Annotated in this window: 15 protein-coding genes; 8 read left to right on the top strand and 7 right to left on the bottom strand. The window is 46.5% G+C overall.

The features are described from left to right. Window positions 1–12: 12 nt before the first annotated feature. The 4 genes from CLV42_RS11450 (at window position 13) to CLV42_RS11465 (ending at window position 6,446) form a co-directional block, all read left to right on the top strand. Complete coding sequence (locus CLV42_RS11450; protein ID WP_106602057.1) at window positions 13–1,986, top strand: fumarate reductase/succinate dehydrogenase flavoprotein subunit; 1,974 nt, start codon at window positions 13–15, stop codon at window positions 1,984–1,986. Window positions 1,987–2,014: 28 nt separating this feature from the next. Then, window positions 2,015–2,779 (top strand): succinate dehydrogenase/fumarate reductase iron-sulfur subunit, encoded by a 765-nt coding sequence (locus CLV42_RS11455; RefSeq protein WP_106602058.1) that lies wholly within the window; start codon window positions 2,015–2,017, stop codon window positions 2,777–2,779. Between the two features lie 112 nt (window positions 2,780–2,891). Then, entirely contained in the window at window positions 2,892–4,274 is a 1,383-nt protein-coding gene (locus CLV42_RS11460; protein WP_106602059.1) for a Gfo/Idh/MocA family protein, read from the top strand. Window positions 4,275–4,388: 114 nt separating this feature from the next. Beyond that, window positions 4,389–6,446 (top strand): S9 family peptidase, encoded by a 2,058-nt coding sequence (locus CLV42_RS11465; protein WP_245901618.1) that lies wholly within the window; start codon window positions 4,389–4,391, stop codon window positions 6,444–6,446. A 76-nt stretch (window positions 6,447–6,522) separates the two neighbouring features. On the opposite strand, the gene murI is transcribed toward CLV42_RS11465, so the two are convergent. Together murI and CLV42_RS11475 are read right to left on the bottom strand one after the other, a co-directional pair. After that, entirely contained in the window at window positions 6,523–7,341 is an 819-nt protein-coding gene (murI, locus tag CLV42_RS11470) for a glutamate racemase (RefSeq protein WP_106602061.1), read from the bottom strand. Next, window positions 7,338–8,003 (bottom strand): carbonic anhydrase, encoded by a 666-nt coding sequence (locus tag CLV42_RS11475; protein WP_106602062.1) that lies wholly within the window; start codon window positions 8,001–8,003, stop codon window positions 7,338–7,340. The genes murI and CLV42_RS11475 overlap by 4 nt, the downstream gene beginning before the upstream one ends. Before the next feature lie 257 nt (window positions 8,004–8,260). Here CLV42_RS11475 and CLV42_RS11480 point away from each other — a divergent pair, with 257 nt between their 5' ends. Further along, entirely contained in the window at window positions 8,261–9,907 is a 1,647-nt protein-coding gene (locus CLV42_RS11480) for an ABC-F family ATP-binding cassette domain-containing protein (RefSeq protein WP_106602063.1), read from the top strand. Between the two features lie 108 nt (window positions 9,908–10,015). Here the strand turns inward: CLV42_RS11480 and CLV42_RS11485 are convergent, their stop codons facing one another. Beyond that, on the bottom strand, window positions 10,016–10,411 hold the full coding sequence (locus tag CLV42_RS11485) for a response regulator (RefSeq protein ID WP_106602064.1): 396 nt from the start codon (window positions 10,409–10,411) through the stop codon (window positions 10,016–10,018). A 278-nt stretch (window positions 10,412–10,689) separates the two neighbouring features. Beyond that, window positions 10,690–11,652, bottom strand: coding sequence for a coiled-coil domain-containing protein (locus tag CLV42_RS11490; RefSeq protein ID WP_106602065.1), 963 nt, complete (start codon window positions 11,650–11,652; stop codon window positions 10,690–10,692). A gap of 196 nt (window positions 11,653–11,848) precedes the next feature. On the opposite strand from CLV42_RS11490, the gene CLV42_RS11495 reads away from it, so the two are divergent. Both CLV42_RS11495 and holA read left to right on the top strand, forming a co-directional pair. Then, window positions 11,849–12,484, top strand: a complete 636-nt coding sequence (locus CLV42_RS11495; RefSeq protein WP_245901620.1) for a ribonuclease H-like domain-containing protein — start codon at window positions 11,849–11,851, stop codon at window positions 12,482–12,484. 6 nt (window positions 12,485–12,490) lie between these two features. Further along, complete coding sequence (gene holA / locus CLV42_RS11500; protein WP_106602067.1) at window positions 12,491–13,486, top strand: DNA polymerase III subunit delta; 996 nt, start codon at window positions 12,491–12,493, stop codon at window positions 13,484–13,486. A 40-nt stretch (window positions 13,487–13,526) separates the two neighbouring features. Here the strand turns inward: holA and CLV42_RS11505 are convergent, their stop codons facing one another. Continuing rightward, entirely contained in the window at window positions 13,527–14,462 is a 936-nt protein-coding gene (locus CLV42_RS11505) for a bifunctional riboflavin kinase/FAD synthetase (protein WP_106602068.1), read from the bottom strand. A 108-nt stretch (window positions 14,463–14,570) separates the two neighbouring features. Between CLV42_RS11505 and CLV42_RS11510 the strand changes: the two genes are divergently transcribed. After that, window positions 14,571–15,749 (top strand): AIR synthase related protein, encoded by a 1,179-nt coding sequence (locus CLV42_RS11510; protein ID WP_106602069.1) that lies wholly within the window; start codon window positions 14,571–14,573, stop codon window positions 15,747–15,749. Window positions 15,750–15,848: 99 nt separating this feature from the next. Here the strand turns inward: CLV42_RS11510 and CLV42_RS11515 are convergent, their stop codons facing one another. Both CLV42_RS11515 and CLV42_RS11520 read right to left on the bottom strand, forming a co-directional pair. Continuing rightward, window positions 15,849–17,093 carry a M56 family metallopeptidase gene (locus CLV42_RS11515; protein ID WP_106602070.1) on the bottom strand — a complete coding sequence of 415 codons (1,245 nt, stop codon included), beginning with the start codon at window positions 17,091–17,093 and terminating at the stop codon, window positions 15,849–15,851. Continuing rightward, window positions 17,090–17,470, bottom strand: coding sequence for a BlaI/MecI/CopY family transcriptional regulator (locus tag CLV42_RS11520; protein ID WP_106602071.1), 381 nt, complete (start codon window positions 17,468–17,470; stop codon window positions 17,090–17,092). Before CLV42_RS11520 ends, CLV42_RS11515 begins: the two co-directional genes overlap by 4 nt. Window positions 17,471–17,687: the final 217 nt, after the last annotated feature.

The raw sequence follows: 17,687 nt of genomic DNA on the forward strand, positions 1-17,687 counted from the left end.
AAGTAAGGATATATGTTGAACTCAAAAATTCCTGCCGGTTCATTAGACAAGAAATGGGAAGATTATAAGGGGCATTGTAAGCTGGTAAACCCGGCTAACAAGCGCAACATGGAAGTGATCATCGTGGGTACTGGCCTGGCAGGGGCTTCGGCTGCTGCTGCTTTGGGTGAGTTAGGTTATAAGGTGAAAGCTTTCTGTTTCCAGGATAGTCCACGCCGTGCGCACAGTATTGCTGCACAGGGTGGTATCAATGCTGCAAAGAACTACCAGAACGACGGTGACTCTGTGTTCCGTCTGTTTTATGATACTGTAAAAGGTGGCGACTATCGTGCCCGTGAAGCGAATGTGCATCGTCTGGCAGAGGTAAGTGGCAATATTATTGACCAGTGTGTGGCACAAGGTGTTCCTTTTGCCCGCGAATATGGCGGATTGCTGAGCAACCGCTCTTTCGGTGGTACACAGGTACAGCGTACCTTCTACGCTGCCGGTCAGACCGGTCAGCAGCTGCTGTTAGGCGCATACTCCGCCCTGGAGCGCCAGGTAGCATTAGGTAATGTGACCATGTACAACCGTCATGAAATGCTGGACATCGTAGTGATAGATGGTAAAGCACGTGGTATCATTGCCCGTAACCTCATCACCGGTAAACTGGAACGTCACTTCGGTCACGCAGTACTGCTGGCAAGTGGTGGTTACGGTAACGTATTCTACCTGTCTACCAACGCGATGGGCTCTAACGTAACAGCTGCCTGGAAAGCTACCCGCAAAGGCGCTTTCTTCGGCAACCCTTGTTTTACGCAGATCCACCCGACCTGTATCCCGGTTTCCGGAGACCACCAGTCCAAGCTGACGCTGATGTCTGAGTCTCTCCGTAACGATGGTCGTATATGGGTGCCTAAAAAACAGAACGATACCCGCAAACCTTCTGATATTCCTGAAGACGAAAGGGACTACTACCTGGAAAGAAGATATCCTGCTTTCGGTAACCTGGTACCACGTGACGTGGCATCCCGCGCTGCCAAGGAAAGATGTGATGCTGGTTATGGTGTTGGTAGCTCCAAACAGGCGGTATACCTGGATTTCGCATATAACACAGAGCGTTACGGAAGGATTGAAGCCAACAAAAGACAGCTGTCCAATCCTACTCCTGAAGAGATCCGTAAACTGGGTAAAGAAGTCGTAGCTGAGAAATACGGTAACCTCTTCGATATGTATGCCAAGATCACCGGTGAAAATCCATATGAAGTGCCAATGCGCATTTACCCTGCAGTACACTACACCATGGGTGGCCTGTGGGTGGACTACGAACTGATGACAACCGTTACCGGTTTGTACGCACTGGGTGAAGCTAACTTCTCCGACCACGGCGCAAACCGTCTGGGTGCATCCGCACTGATGCAGGGTCTGGCAGATGGTTACTTCGTTATTCCTTATACACTGGGTAACTACCTGGCTGACGATATCAAGACCAAGGCAATTTCTCTGGATCATCCTGCTTTCGTAGAAGCTGAGAAGAATGTACAGTCTACTATCGATAAGCTAATGGGCATTAAGGGTACCAAATCCGTAGACCACTTCCACAAGAAACTGGGAAAGATCATGTGGGATAAATGCGGTATGGCCCGTAATGAGCAGGGACTGAAAGAAGCGATCGTTGAGATCCAGGCTTTACGTAAAGAATTCTGGAGCGATGTACGTATCCCGGGTGATGCCAACGAATTCAACCCTGAACTGGAAAAAGCAGGCCGTGTGGCTGACTTCCTGGAGCTGGGAGAACTGATGTGCCTAGATGCTCTGAACCGTCGTGAATCCTGCGGAGGCCACTTCCGTGAAGAATCACAGACACCAGATGGCGAAGCACAACGTGATGATGAAAACTTCAGCTATGTAGCTGCATGGGAATATAAAGGTGAAAGCCAGTTCGAGTTGCATAAAGAAGCTCTTGAGTTTGTAGAATGTAAACCAACTCAACGTAGCTATAAATAATTTTCACAATAATAATAGTCCAATAGATATGGAACATTATACTATGAATCTCACACTTAAAGTGTGGAGGCAGAAAAACACAGACGCACAGGGAAAATTTGAAACTTATCCGGTAAGCGGCATTTCTTCTGAAATGTCATTCCTGGAAATGTTTGACGTGCTGAATGAGCGCCTGATCAATGAAGGCAAAGAGCCGATAGCGTTTGACCATGACTGTCGTGAAGGTATCTGTGGTGCATGTTCCATGCATATCAACGGCCGTGCGCACGGTCCTTGGGCGGGTACTACCACTTGCCAGCTACACATGCGCGCTTTCAAAGATGGTGATACCGTTACTGTTGAGCCATGGAGAGCAGGTTCTTTCCCTGTAGTAAAAGACCTGACCGTTGACAGAGGTGCGTTTGACCGTATCATTGAAGCGGGTGGTTATGTTTCTGTAAATACAGGTAATGCGCAGGATGCGAACAACATCCTGGTACCAAAAGATAAAGCAGATGCAGCATTCGCAGCAGCGGCATGTATCGGTTGCGGCGCCTGCGTAGCAGCTTGTAAAAACTCTTCTGCTATGCTCTTCGTTTCAGCGAAAGTATCCCAGCTGGCATTGCTGCCACAGGGACAGCCTGAAAAGAAGACAAGGGCATTGAATATGATCGCGCAGATGGATAAGGAAGGTTTTGGTAGCTGTACCAACACCGGCGCCTGCGAAGCAGAATGCCCGAAAGAAATTTCTCTGACAAATATTGCACGTCTGAACCGCGAATACATTGCCGCTGGTCTCAGCTACGAAAAATAGTTATTGTCAGTATTGTATTTGGTGAATACTATGATCCCCCTCGCTGAAACGAGGGGGATTTTTTTTGTATATTGTTTGGAGTTAAAACCCGTTTGCACACAAATTTTACGTTATGACAGACAACTCCAGGAGAAAATTCCTCCGTAACCTCGGAGGTACAGCCGCCCTGTTGGGCGCCGGTTCATTGGCCGCTATAGGAAAAGAACAGGTCCACATCCTTCAACCCAACACCCGCATTGCTGCCAACGATAAGATCCGTATCGGTTGTATCGGTATGGGCATTATGGGCTTCGGCGATTTAGAGACTGCGCTGAAAGCACCCGGTGTAGAATTTGTAGCCGCTGCCGACCTGTATGATGGGCATCTTGCAAAAGTCAAAGAGGTATATGGTAAAGACATCTTTACTACCCGCGACTACCGCGAGCTGCTGAACAGGAAGGACATAGACGCTGTGATCATAGCTACACCTGACCACTGGCATGATACTATCTCTATTGATGCCATGGAAAAAGGAAAGGCGGTATACTGTGAAAAACCTATGGTACAGCAGATTGAAGAAGGGCATAAGGTCATTGCCACCCAGCAGCGCACAAAGGCCATTTTTCAGGTGGGTAGCCAACGTGTAAGTAGTATTGCCCTGGCAGAAGCAAAGAAGCGTTATGAGGCCGGAGAAATAGGCCAGCTGAACATGGTAGAGGCCAGGATAGACCGTCATGATGCCCTGGGCGCCTGGCAGTATTCCATTCCGCCGGATGCTTCCCCTGCTACCGTCGACTTTGACACTTTCCTCAAGGATACGGCCAAAGTACCCTTTGATCCTACACGCTTCTTCCGCTGGCGCAACTACCGGGCATATGGTACCGGTGTACCCGGTGATCTGTTCGTCCACCTCATCTCCGGACTGCACTTTATCACCGGTTCCCTGGGCCCTGAGCGCATCTTTGCCAGTGGTAACCTGGTACAATGGAAAGATGGGCGTGATGTTCCGGACGTTGTCGTGGCGATCTTTGATTATCCGGAAACAAAAGCGCACCCTGCCTTCCAGGTCACGTTACGTGTAAACTTCGCTGATGGTGGCGGTGGTGGTGAATTTACCCGCTTTATCGGTACCGACGGCGTACTGGAACTGGGATGGGACGATTTCAAAATAAAGAAACATAAACTTTCCTCAGCACCTGGTTATGGTGGTTGGGATACCTATAACACCTTTACAAAGGCTACCCAGGAAGCTTATGTGAAGCAGTATAATGCAAAATATCCGGAGGAAACACGCAAGCCGGCACAACGCTCAGAAAGTGCCTATGCTGCTCCGAGGGGATATGACGCCCGCCTGGACCACTTTATCAACTTTTTTGATGCCATGCGTACAGGCAAACCTGTGGTGGAAGATGCCTCTTTTGGGCTCCGCGCAGCAGGTCCTGCATTGGTTACCAATGAAAGTTACTTCAATAAAAAAGTGATCCATTGGGATGCCCAAAAAATGAAGATTGTGTAACAGTATTAGTATTACATTCGTAGCCTCAATTTGTCACCTATGAGGAAAGCCGCTGCATTTACCATAATGTTGTCAGGCATGGGCCTGTTTGCCTGTAAGGAAAATAAAAAAAGTATGTCAGCCGAAGTCAAAACAATAAAGCCACCGGTAGCGGAACAGATAGATACAGCAATGACCATACACGGTGATACCAGGATAGACAAATACTACTGGATGAATGACCGTAATGATCCCAAAGTCATCGCGTATCTGAAAGCAGAGAATGCCTACCTGGATACCATGATGGAGTCTTCTGTGAATAAGAGGAAGAAGCTGTATGAAGAGATGAGAGGCCGCATTATGGAAACGGATGCCAGCGTGCCTTACCTGAAAGATGGTTATTACTATTATACCCGTTTTACCCAGGGCAAGGAATACCCGGTATACTGCCGCAAAAAGGGCAGTCTGGAAGGTACAGAGGAAGTGATACTGGATGTGAACGTACTGGCTGCCGGACATGACTACTACCAGGTAGGAGGCATGTCTGTAAGCCCCGATGCACAATGGCTGGCCTATGGTGTTGATACAGTAAGCCGCCGTCAGTACACGATCTATGTCAAGAACCTGAAGACGGGAGAAGTATTGCCTGAGGCGATTAAAGAAACATCCGGCAGCGCAGCCTGGGCAAGCGATAACAAGACTTTCTTTTATACAGTGAAGAACCCGGTTACACTGAGAGAGGAACGCATTCTGCGGCATGTAACCAATACGGACGTACGCACAGATAAAGAGGTGTTCAATGAGAAGGATGAGACCTTCTCCATTGGTGTAGGCCGTTCAAAATCGGGTAAGTTCATCATGATACAAAGTCACAGTACGGTATCTTCCGAATACCGTATACTGGATGCTGCAAAACCTGATGGCGCATTCCGTGTTTTTGAACCGCGCAGGCGCGACCATCTCTATGATATCGATCATCAGGATGATAAGTTTTATATCGTTACCAACTGGGAGGCTGTGAACTTCCGTCTCATGGAATGTCCTTTGGATAAAACCGCCAGCAGTAACTGGAAAGAGGTAATACCTCATCGTGCAGATGTATTGCTACAGGGCATTGAGCTGTTTCGCGATCATATGGTGCTGAGTGAACGTAAGAATGGTCTTACACAGTTACGTGTGATCAACTCACGTACAAAGGAAGATCATTACCTGAAATTCGAAGAACCTGCCTACGTTGCTTCTATCTCTGTCAATCCTGAGTTTGATACGAAGACGCTGCGTTATTCATATACTTCCATGACAACGCCGGTATCTACTTACGATTACGACATGGATACTAAAAAGAATGAGCTGCGTAAACGACAGGAAGTATTGGGAGGATATGATCCGAAGGATTATGTCACAGAGCGCCTGTATGTTACTGCCAGGGATGGTGTGAAAGTGCCGGTATCTATCGTATACAAAAAAGGATTCGAGAAAAATGGCAAAGGGCCGCTGTTACTCTATGGCTATGGTTCTTATGGTCATAGTATAGAACCGTCTTTCAGCAGTAACCGTCTCAGTTTGCTGGACAGAGGTTTTGCTTATGCTATCGCGCATATCAGAGGTGGTGAGGAAATGGGCAGGCAATGGTATGAAGATGGTAAGCTGTTCAAGAAGATGAATACTTTCACCGACTTCATTGATTGTGCTGACTATCTTGTAAAAGCGCATTACACTGACAGCACACACCTCTACGCAATGGGAGGCAGTGCCGGTGGGCTGCTGATGGGCGCTGTTATTAATATGCGTCCTACGCTCTGGCATGGTGTTATTGCAGCTGTACCATTTGTAGATGTAGTGACAACAATGCTCGATGAAAGTATTCCTCTCACTACCGGTGAGTTTGACGAATGGGGCAATCCTAAGAAGAAGGAATACTACGACTATATGAAGGCTTATTCTCCTTACGATAATGTAAAGGCGCAGGCATATCCTAATATGCTTGTCACAACAGGCCTGCATGACTCACAGGTGCAATATTGGGAACCCGCTAAGTGGGTAGCCAAGCTGCGTGAATTAAAAACAGACAATCATACGCTGCTGCTGCATACCAATATGGAAGCAGGGCACGGTGGTGCTTCCGGCCGTTTCAAGAGCCTGGAGGATATTGCATTGCAATATGCATTCCTGCTGGATCTCGAAGGGAAGTAGTCTGGTGTAGATATTTAAAAGCCCATAGGTCATCACGATCTATGGGCTTTTTTATTACTTGCTTTGGTTTATGTAACTAAGGATTGATAAACTCCGTCTTCACTGTTTCTCCCAGAAATATCTCTGTCTGTTTTTCAAATATCACCGGATCATCCGTAGTGAAATATTTCCGCGTACCATTCTTACTCAGCTGGACTTCCATCTCAGCATGACGATGCAGATAGTCTTTGAGACTATGCGCAACGATCTTTCCCTGGGACAGCAGCGTGATGCCTCCGGGAAGGAATTGCCGGATCTTTTTAGTCAGAATAGGGTAGTGGGTACAAGCCAATACCAACGTATCTATTTCAGGTGCGTCTGTCAGTATCTGATTAAGATATTTTTTGACAAAGTAATCAGCTCCTTCACTATTTGCTTCGCCATTTTCAACAATCGGTACCCACATCGGACAGGCCAGCTGATGCACTCTCACATGTGGGAAGAACTTGTTGATCTCAATCGGGTATGATTGGGATGCAACGGTGCCATTGGTGGCCAGGATACCTACTTCACCGTTCTGCGTGAGCGTACCCACCATTTCAGTAGTAGGACGGATCACGCCAAGTACACGACGGTCTGGAGCAATACGCGGCAGGTCTTTCTGCTGAATAGTGCGGAGCGCCCGTGCAGAAGCAGTATTGCAGGCCAGTATTACCAGCGGACAGCCCATATCGAACAAGTGCTGCACACATTGAAGCGTATAAGTGTGTATAACATCAAAGCCGCGGTTACCATAAGGAGCACGTGCATTATCACCCAGGTAGATATAGTCGTACTGCGGAAGAGTGGCAATGATCTCTTTCAACACCGTCAATCCGCCATAACCGGAATCAAACACACCAATAGGTCCTGTCATTTGTCATCCTTTTTTTTCATTAAGCCCTGACCAGTCAGGTCATAAATTTCCTGGATATTATGCAGGATACCTTCAAAGTCGATCTTCAGGTCAATGAGCCTGCCGGTATTGAGGTCGTATACCCAGCCATGTACGGTAGGATAGCCTCTTTCAACATATGATTGCTGTACAGCAGCGGTTTTGATAACATTCACGCATTGTTCCTGTACATTCAGCTCCACGAGACGGTTGTAACGGGCGTGATCATCTTCAATAGCATCCAGTTCCTGACGGTGTAAACGGTATACGTCGCGGATATTACGCAACCAGGGGTTGAGCAGTCCGAGGTCGGCAGGCTGCATCGCTGCTTTCACGCCACCGCAGTTATAATGACCGCAAACGATGATATGTTTTACGCTCAGGTGCCGCACGGCATAATTGATGACAGACATGACACTCAGGTCCACGTTGTTCACCAGGTTAGCGATGTTACGGTGCACAAATACTTCGCCTGCATCCAGTCCCATGATCTCATTGGTAGGCACGCGGCTATCGCTGCAGCCAATGTAAAGGTAGTCCGGGTTCTGTTCCACTGCCAGCTTTTCAAAGAATTCCTTGTCTGAGGCTGTTTTGGAAGCCATCCACATTCTGTTGTTCTCAAAAATCTCGTCGTACCTGGTCATATAGTAAGGAGTTTAATAAAGTTAGATTGCGTATAACATTCACGGATAGGGCGTAAAGATACATCACGACAGCTATTACTTTTTCAATAGCTGTAAGCAGTAAGAAGGTGATTGGTTGTCCCGTAGTCAGATTTCCCCCGAAACAGGGGGACGGATAAACAAACTCCTGAAATTATGGCCCCGGCCGTCAGTTTAAAACCATAACTGTAAAACCAGGAACATTTAGTAACTTTGCGCCTTAAATTTCTTTAGCCAGCATGATCAGTGTTAAAAACGTATCGCTTTCTTTCGGAAAAAGGGTGTTGTTTGATGAAGTTAACCTCAATTTCACCAAAGGTAACTGTTATGGTGTAATCGGTGCCAATGGCGCCGGTAAATCCACGTTTCTTAAGATATTATCAGGTGAGATTGACCCAACTAAGGGCACTGTCGAAATCACACCCGGTGAACGTATGAGTGTTCTGAAGCAGAACCACTTCGAATTTGACGAAGTAACCGTACTGAACACCGTACTGATGGGGAATAAAAAGCTGTGGGAGATAGCGCATGAGAGAGATCAGATCTATGCCAAAGCTGATTTTACAGAAGAAGACGGTATGCGTGCCGGCGAGCTGGAAGCAGAATATGGCGAGATGGGCGGTTATACCGCAGAAAGTGATGCCGGCGTACTGCTGGGCGATCTGGGCGTAAAGGAAGATCTGCATGGGGTACAGATGAAGGAGCTGAGTGGTAACCTGAAGGTGCGTGTGCTCCTGGCGCAGGCCCTGTTCGGCACCCCTGATATTCTGCTGCTGGATGAGCCTACCAACCACCTGGACGTAGAAACCATCGGCTGGTTGGAAAACTTCCTGGCTGATTATGAGAACATTGTGATCGTAGTATCCCACGACCGTCACTTCCTGGATGCTGTTTGTACCCATGTGGCTGACGTGGACCGCGCCAAGATCCAGATCTTCTCCGGTAACTATACCTTCTGGTACGAGTCTTCCCAGTTGATGGCCCGCCAGATAGCCGATAAGAACAAGAAAATGGAAGATAAACGTAAGGACCTGATGGACTTCATTGCCCGATTCAGTGCCAACGCTTCCAAGAGTAAACAGGCTACCTCCCGTAAAAAAGCCCTGGAAAAACTGGTTATCGAAGATATCCAGCCTTCCAACCGTAAATATCCTGGTATCATCTTCAAGCAGCAGCGTGAAGTCGGTAATCAGATCCTGAATGTGGAAAAACTGGAGAAATCAGTCGAAGGTAATACCCTGTTCCGCAATGTAACTTTCACGGTGAATAAAGGTGATAAGATCGCTTTCCTGTCTAAAGAGCACGTGGCGCTGACCACTTTCTTCGAGATTATCAACGGCGAACAGGCTGCTGATGGCGGTAAATTTGAGTGGGGAACGACTGTTACGTCCGCTTATCTGCCAAACGATAACGCTAAATTCTTTACTGATCAATCCCTGAACCTGATGGATTGGTTACGCCAGTTCGTACCGCCGCATGTAACAGATGTGGATGAGCCATTCCTGCGTGGCTTCCTGGGTAAAATGCTGTTCAGCGGCGATGAGATCATGAAAAAGACCAGCGTATTAAGTGGAGGTGAGAAAGTACGTTGTATGACCAGCCGTATGATGCTGCAGGACCCTAACGTGGTGGTACTTGATGAGCCTACCAACCACCTGGACCTGGAATCTATCCAGTCGTTCAACGAAAGCATGATGAACTTCAAGGGTGTTGTACTTTTCACCACACATGACCACGCATTCATGCAGTCAGTAGCGAACCGTATTATCGAAATAACGCCAAGAGGTATTATTGACAGGCTGATGAGCTTTGATGAGTATCTGGCAGATGACAGGGTAAAAGCGCTGAGAGAAGAGATGTATGGGGAGAAAGTAGCGATTTCCTAAGCAACAGGCAGCTCCGGATGAGCTGTGTTTATAAAGATTAGTGTTTTGAAGGATCAGGAGTTGGGTATTAAGAATAAATTGTTCTTAATGCCTGATTCCTGGTTTTTTTTAGAGGTAGTCTTTGATCTGCTGCATTTTCTCAGGATCCAGAGGCTTTGTGATGTAGGCCTTCAGTTCCGGCGTACGTTTCACTTTCTGTATGTCGCGCATATCAATGGAGGAGGAGCACATAATGATAGGGATCTGCTGGGTCAGGTTGCATTTAATACCACGGTAGGCTTCTATAAAATCCCAGCCGTTCATCCGTTGCATGTTCATGTCCAGGATGATCAGTGATGGTAAGGGATGTCCTTTGGAATGCTGTAATTCTTCCAATGCATCCTCTGCACAGAGGAATGAGGTCACTTCGAGATTTTCCCCATTCTGTTCTAACATTTTTTTCAGGATGAAATGGAATATTTCATCGTCGTCAACAACATACACCTGTTTAACGGTTTCCACCATATATACCTGATTTTGCAAACTTAATCTTCCTAGTATTCGAGGGGGGTAACATAAAACACAGCTGATGTAATCCCCGGTTTCACATGGTACAATCGAATGCAAATAAACACTAATTAATTATAATTTTATATATGATAATTGCCCAATAACTAATTGTTAACAAATTCTGAAACCTAAAAATATGGTCGTGTTTGCTTAAAATACATAAAAAATCCCGGATATCTACCTGCCTTGGCGGGTAAATATCCGGGATTTCTTATGTAATCAGGTGAAGACTATTAGAACAGTCCGCCTTTTTTCAGTGTCACCTTGCCTGAACCGATCTTGTAACCATCATGGTAGATCTCAACAGCATAATCGCCTGGTTTGAAATCTGAATTCTGTTTCCAGTCCATGCTTACGGTTTGTTTCTGACCGGTAGCGTAGTTCACTGTTTTCTTGGCAGTGTATAATTTTTCAGTACCATCTTCCAGTGTGAATCTGCCGGAACCCAGCGCTTCTACTGCCAGTGGAGAGCCGTCAGGAGAAGTGATAGCAACGTACAATTCTTTATCACCGGTTGGAGCGATCCTGTTTTCATCCAGATCGAAGCTTACACGCATCATGTCTGCGCGTTTAGCCTTGGTCGTTTCTACTTCCTTACCATTCTTTTTAATGTTGATAGGCTGCAGATGAATGTTGGATGCATGTAATACAGAACCCAGGTTTACTTTCTTGTTCAGACTATCTCTCTGGGTACTTACTTCATCCCTTTCTTTGCGGGCGTTGTCACGCTCACCTGTCAGTACGATCTTTTCACCTTCGAGGCGTTCGATAGTTTCCGTATAGTTTTCAATGTTACCCTTCAGTGTTTCGATCAGACGACGGGCTTCAGCCAGTTCTTTCTGAGTAGCGTTTTTGTTGGAGAGGATACCCTGGATCCTCGCTTTCATATCGGCAATTTCCTTATCTTTTGTTTTTACCAGGCTATCCATGCGGCTGTTCTGGGAGATCAGGTCATCCAGACGCGCATTTGCGGCATTGTATTCCTGCTGTAAAGCATCTCTTGAAGTGGAGATAGAATCGATCTGTGTAGCCTGTTGAGCAATTTGATCGGTAGTTTTATTTTTGTCATACAACATGTAAATCCAAGTACCGGCCAATGCTGCAATCAATATACCATATATCAGACCATTACGGCTTCTAGGCTTTTCAGGTCCGGAGGATCCTGCCGCAGGCGTGTTAAAAGTGTTCTCAGTCATAGTCGTTTTTGTGTTTTATAGTTAATTGTTATATGGTTAAAACTAGTTATGCAAATGTAATTGTTAAAAGCACTTTATTATAAAAAAATATAAACCGTAGAAAATAGTGTTACCGAATATATCTTTAGATCAATTATTGCTGTTGGATATTGAAACAACTCCGGCTGTTGCGGCGTTCGATTTTTTACCTGACAATATGCAATCGCTCTGGGTGGACAAAATTGCAAAAACTTTGCCAGAAACGGGGAACCCTACAGAAGCATATGCAGACAGGGCCGGGATCTACGCCGAATTCGGCAAAATCATCTGTATTTCAGTAGGGTTTTTTCACGTGGAAAGTGGTCGTTATCAACTACGTATAAAATCATTTTATAATGATGATGAAAAAGTTGTATTAACGAGTTTTTTAGAATTGGTAAATAAATTCCATATAAAATTTCCCCGTTTCCAGTTTGCGGGGCACAACATCAAAGAATTTGATATTCCTTTTATTTGCAGGCGATCTGTTATTCATCAGCTATCTTTGCCCCTGCCTTTGCAGATCCATGGATTTAAACCCTGGGAGTTGCCGATGTTGGATACCATGCAGTTATGGCGGTTCGGAGACTTTAAGAACTATACTTCCCTGAAACTGATGACAGCTGTCATGGGCATTCCGACACCAAAAGATGATATTGACGGTAGTATGGTAGCAAAAGTCTACTGGCAGGACAAGGATCTGGAAAGAATTGCCAATTATTGCCAGAAAGATGTGGTAGCCGTTGGACAACTGCTGATGCGTTTTAAGGGCATTCCCTTACTGGAAACGGAAGACGTGGTGTATTCAAAATAATAAAGCATGGAATATCAGGATATTATAAAAGAGTGGAAGCAAAAGAAGTTTAAACCGCTTTACTGGCTGGAAGGGGAGGAGGATTTTTTTATCGATCAGGTCAGCAATTATGCGGAACACCACCTGCTGGACGAAGCGGAGAAGGGGTTTAACCTGACCATTCTATATGGGAAGGAAACAGATTGGAGTACGGTCATCAATGCCTGCCGCCGTTATCCCATGTTTGCCGAAAGACAGGTAGTGGTATTGAAAGAGGCGCAGTCTATGAAAGATATCCTGAAGCTGGAAGCTTATATCGATAATCCGCTGGGTTCCACCATTTTTGTAGTGGCTCATAAACAGGGTAAGATAGACGGGCGTAGTAAACTGGCTAAACTGATCAAGGAGAAGGGAGTACTACTGAGTACAAAGAAGATGTACGACAATCAGCTACCTGCCTGGGTGGAAGCTTACGTAAGCGGCCTGGGAAGAGCCATTTCCCAGAAGGCGGGTATCCTGCTGGTAGATCATATCGGTAATGACCTGTCCAGGATGGCCAATGAAATAGACAAACTGCTGGTCAATCTGCCGGCTGATAAAAAGATAGACGAGAACGATATTGAGAAATATGTAGGGATCAGCAAGGAATACAATGTGTTTGAATTGCAGAATGCTCTTGGACAGAAAGATATCAGCAAGGTGATGCGTATCATCCATTACTTTGCTGCCAATCCCAAAGCAGGCCCTATACAGATGGTCCTGCCGGCATTGTATAATTTCTTCAGCAAGATGAACATGGTCTTTGGTGTAAAAGGCGGAGAAAAGGAGATTGCAGCCGCTTTAGGCGTACATCCCTTCTTTGTGAAGGATTATGTCAACGCTGCCCGTCAATACGGCGTAGAGGGCACGGAAAAGGCCATTTTGCTGCTGCATGCCTATAACCTCCGCAGCATTGGTATCAATGACAGTGGTGTAGAAGATGGAGAGCTGATGAAGGAACTGGTATACAAGCTGATGTACTGATAAACGACGGTGGCTGTGACTGTTGCACCGTTCAACATCTTCAGGACATCAGCACATTTTTCGCGGCAAGGCTGTCTTTGTCCATCTGGTCGATCAGGTCCTGAATATTGTCAAATTTCTGGTTAGCCCTGATATAACTGATCATCTCCACCCGCAGCATCCGGTCATAAATTTCCTGGCCGAAATCGAAGATATGCGCCTCCAGGCGGAGGTCTACACCATTGAAGGTGGGACGGGTACCTATGCTCATTACGCCGTTCAGCGGAACGGGTTGTTTATCCAGGTAGACTTTTATAGCATAAATACCCTGTGCGGGGATGAGTTTGCGTGGGTCTGGCAATTCAATATTGGCGGTAGGATAGCCCAGCTGCCTGCCCATTTTATCGCCGTGGATCACTTTTCCTTCCAGGAAGTAGTGATAGCCCAACAATTCATTGGCTAGCTGTATGTTCCCGTCCTGCAGGCTTTTGCGGATCTTGGTAGAGCTGACGGCCAGGTCATGGACTACCTGCTGGGGGATCTCCACCAGTTGAAAACCATACCGGTTCTGTTCTGCTTCCAGTAGTTCCAGCCCACCTTCGCGGTTATGGCCAAAACGGTGGTCGTAGCCGATAATGATCGTATGCGGATTGAATTTTTTGATCAGGAAATCTTCCAGATAAGCCTGGGCAGAAAGTTCTGAAAACTCTTTGGTAAAGGGAACGATCACCAGGTGATCAATGCCTTGTTTGGCCAGCAGTTCGATCTTTTCTTCCAGGGTAGTGAGCAGCCTGACAGGTGCGCCGCCGGGTTGCAGTACTTCCCGTGGGTGAGGATCAAAGGTAATGATCACGGTTTCCCCGTCACAGGCCGCCGCAGTTTCCTGCAATTGCTGTATAATATAACGGTGACCGCTGTGAACGCCGTCAAAAGTACCAATTGTTATTACAGCCCGCCTCAAAGCTGGCAAATGGGTGAGGTCCCTGTGTATCCGCATAAATTGCCTTAAACGATCAAAATCCTATGCAAATTACAACATTTAGATATCAGATAAGTGGCTAATCAGTTACTTTTGCAGCAGATTGTTCATTATTAAAATTATCTGGTGGATCAGAATATCTACGCGCAGCGCGGCGTTTCAGCCGGAAAAGAGGATGTGCACAACGCTATTAAGCATATTGACAAGGGACTGTTTCCGAAAGCTTTCTGTAAAATAGTGCCCGATATCCTGGGCGGACAGGAGGAATATTGCAATATTATGCACGCCGATGGCGCCGGAACGAAATCTTCACTGGCATATACCTACTGGAAGGAAACTGGCAACCTGGATGTATGGAGAGGCATTGCGCAGGATGCGATCATCATGAATATTGATGATCTGCTTTGTGTAGGCGCTACTGAAAATATTCTGTTGTCTTCCACTATCGGCCGTAATAAACAGCTGATACCAGGAGAAGTGATCGCGGCTATCATCAATGGCACAGAAGAGATCCTGGAAGAGCTGCGAGGGCATGGTATCAGTATTTACTCCACCGGCGGTGAAACTGCTGATGTGGGAGACCTGGTACGCACCATCATAGTGGATTCCACGGTGACCTGCCGCATGAAAAGAGCGGAAGTGATCTCCAATCATACCATACAGGCCGGAGACGTGATCGTAGGACTGGCTTCTTACGGACAGGCATCTTACGAGAAATTTTACAACGGAGGTATGGGCAGCAATGGACTGACATCCGCCCGTCATGATGTGTTCAACAAACAGGTAGCTGAAAAGTATCCTGAGAGTTATGATCCCGGTATTCCTTACGACTTGATCTTCAGCGGAAAGAAAGCACTGACCGATAAAATTGATATTCCAGGCTTTGGTCCTATAGATGCCGGCAGACTGGTCCTGTCACCTACCCGCACTTATGCGCCGGTGATCAAACAGATCCTGGAGGCCTACCGTTCCCGTATACACGGATTGGTACATTGCAGTGGTGGTGCACAGACAAAAGTGTTGCACTTCATCGATAATCTGCATGTTATTAAGGATAACCTGTTCCCGGTTCCTCCCTTGTTCCAGTTAATTCAGGAACAATCGGGTACTGGCTGGAAGGAAATGTACCAGGTATTCAATATGGGACATCGCATGGAACTGTATGTACCTGAGGAGATTGCAGCGGATATTATCAGGATCAGCAAAAGCTTTAATATCGACGCACAGATCGTGGGCAGGGTAGAACCAGCGGCTGCAAAGCAGGTGACTGTGCGCAGTACTCATGGGGAGTTTATCTATAACTGATTTAACATCTGAGATATTACTTTATTTAAATAGAAAGAGGCTGTTCGCTTATATAGTGGAACAGCCTCTTTTTTGTTTTTTAGTTGTGAGAATGGTGTGTTATTGCAATACGTAACGGATAGGCAGGTGGAACTCTACACTTACTTTTCTGCCTTCCTGTTCGCCAGGTATCCAATCGGGCATAGCGGCCACCACACGCATAGATTCCTCTTCAAGACCATTTCCAAGGAACTTGCCTTCGGTTGTCACCTCTGAGATCTTACCGGCGGAGTTGACCACAAATTTTACCAATACGGTACCAGTGGTATTATTCGTCTGGGCTTTTTTCGGGTAGTGGATGCTACGCGAAAGAAACCTGGCCAGCTCTTTATCCCCACCGGGAAATTTTGGAGGATCGCTTACGAAAGAGAATACTTCGTCTGATGGTGCATTTACCGCGGATGCTGACGTATTGATCAATGCAGTACTGCGCTTCACCGGCGATTGCAGGTCCAGATCCTGCTGGCAGCCTATAATAAAACCCAAAAATACCAGAACGGGGAATATGATGATCTTTTTCATAAGCGCGTAATTCGCCTTCTGACTAAATAACATGAGGATACGGCGTTTAACCGGCGCCTGTGTGAAACTGTTGGCGATCAGCATGCGTTTGGTCTGCAGCGTCATCTGTAACAATGTCCTTGCGTAGTCGTCTGGAGCGTTTTCTGCGGCTACCGCTTTATCCGCCAGGAATTCATGCACCATGGCCAGTTCCCTTTTGAAAAGATGCAGGAAAGGGTTGAACCAGAAAACAGCGCAAACCAGCTGGAGGAAAAGTTTGTCTGCCGTGTGCCGTCCCCGTATGTGTTCCAGCTCATGTCTGAGTACTTGTTTACCCTCCTCGCTATCGGGCGTCAGCTCGTCTCCCCAGAAAATAACACTGAAGAAAGAAAAGGTAGATTTTACCTGCGGATGATTGATCAGCAGATAGCTGTCAAAACTAACCTGTTTTCCCTGTCTTGTCAGCCGTTTGATCAGCAGCCAGTTCCGTAACATATTAACGATCAGTAATAAAGCTATCAGGGCGTAGATGCCCGGCGGGATCCAGGAGGCGAAGTTGGAAGCGCCGGCCTTTTGGGCGGTGCTTGTCATGTAAGCGTATACAGTTACCAGTGGCCCTGTATAGGCAGGAGCAGCAGCGCTGGCAAAGGAAAACTGCAGCAGGGGGAGGAGTATGGATGTGATGGTAGCTAATAGCAGGTACCCTCTGTTCCAGCGGTGGAATGAATTATTTTTCAGGGCGAGTACATAATAGCCGTACAGTACGCCTGAGCACACCAGCATTTTGATAAGGTAAGCAATCATGATTGTTGTTTTTTAGCGTCCTTAATCTGTTCCAGTAGTTGTTCCAGTTCGTTGACACTGAGGTCTTTCTCCTTCACGAAGAAGGACACCATGTCTTTGAATGAGCCGGAGAAGTACCCTTTTACAAAGTTTTGCATGGTATTCCGGCTGTATTCGTCTTTGCTGACCAGGGCAAAGTATTGGTAGGATTTACCATAAGCCTTATAATCCACAAAGCCTTTGTCCTGCAGGATCTTTATTAATGTCGACACGGTATTATAGTGGGGCTTGGGTTCGGGAAGGATGTCTATCAGGTCTTTTACGAATGCCGGCCCGGTTGTCCACAGGGCCTGCATTACCTGTTCTTCCGCTTTGGTCAATGTTTTTACAGCTGACATAATGTGAAATTTTAGTTGCTGAAACTAAGGTAAAACTAATAATTTAGTTTACAAACTATTTTTTTAGTTATGGTAAGGGTCAATTGAGGTAGCTTCTTCGACGCTTATTCGATGCTTATTCGATGCTTCGCCGTCTACAAGGTTGGGCCGGAGCAACAAACGTTAATCGACTCGTCGGGTGCGCGGTTGTGTGTTTGCAGCGCGGGAATTTATCTCC

It is taken from the genome of Chitinophaga ginsengisoli (genome assembly GCF_003014595.1).
GTDB classification, from domain to species: Bacteria; Bacteroidota; Bacteroidia; order Chitinophagales; family Chitinophagaceae; genus Chitinophaga; species Chitinophaga ginsengisoli.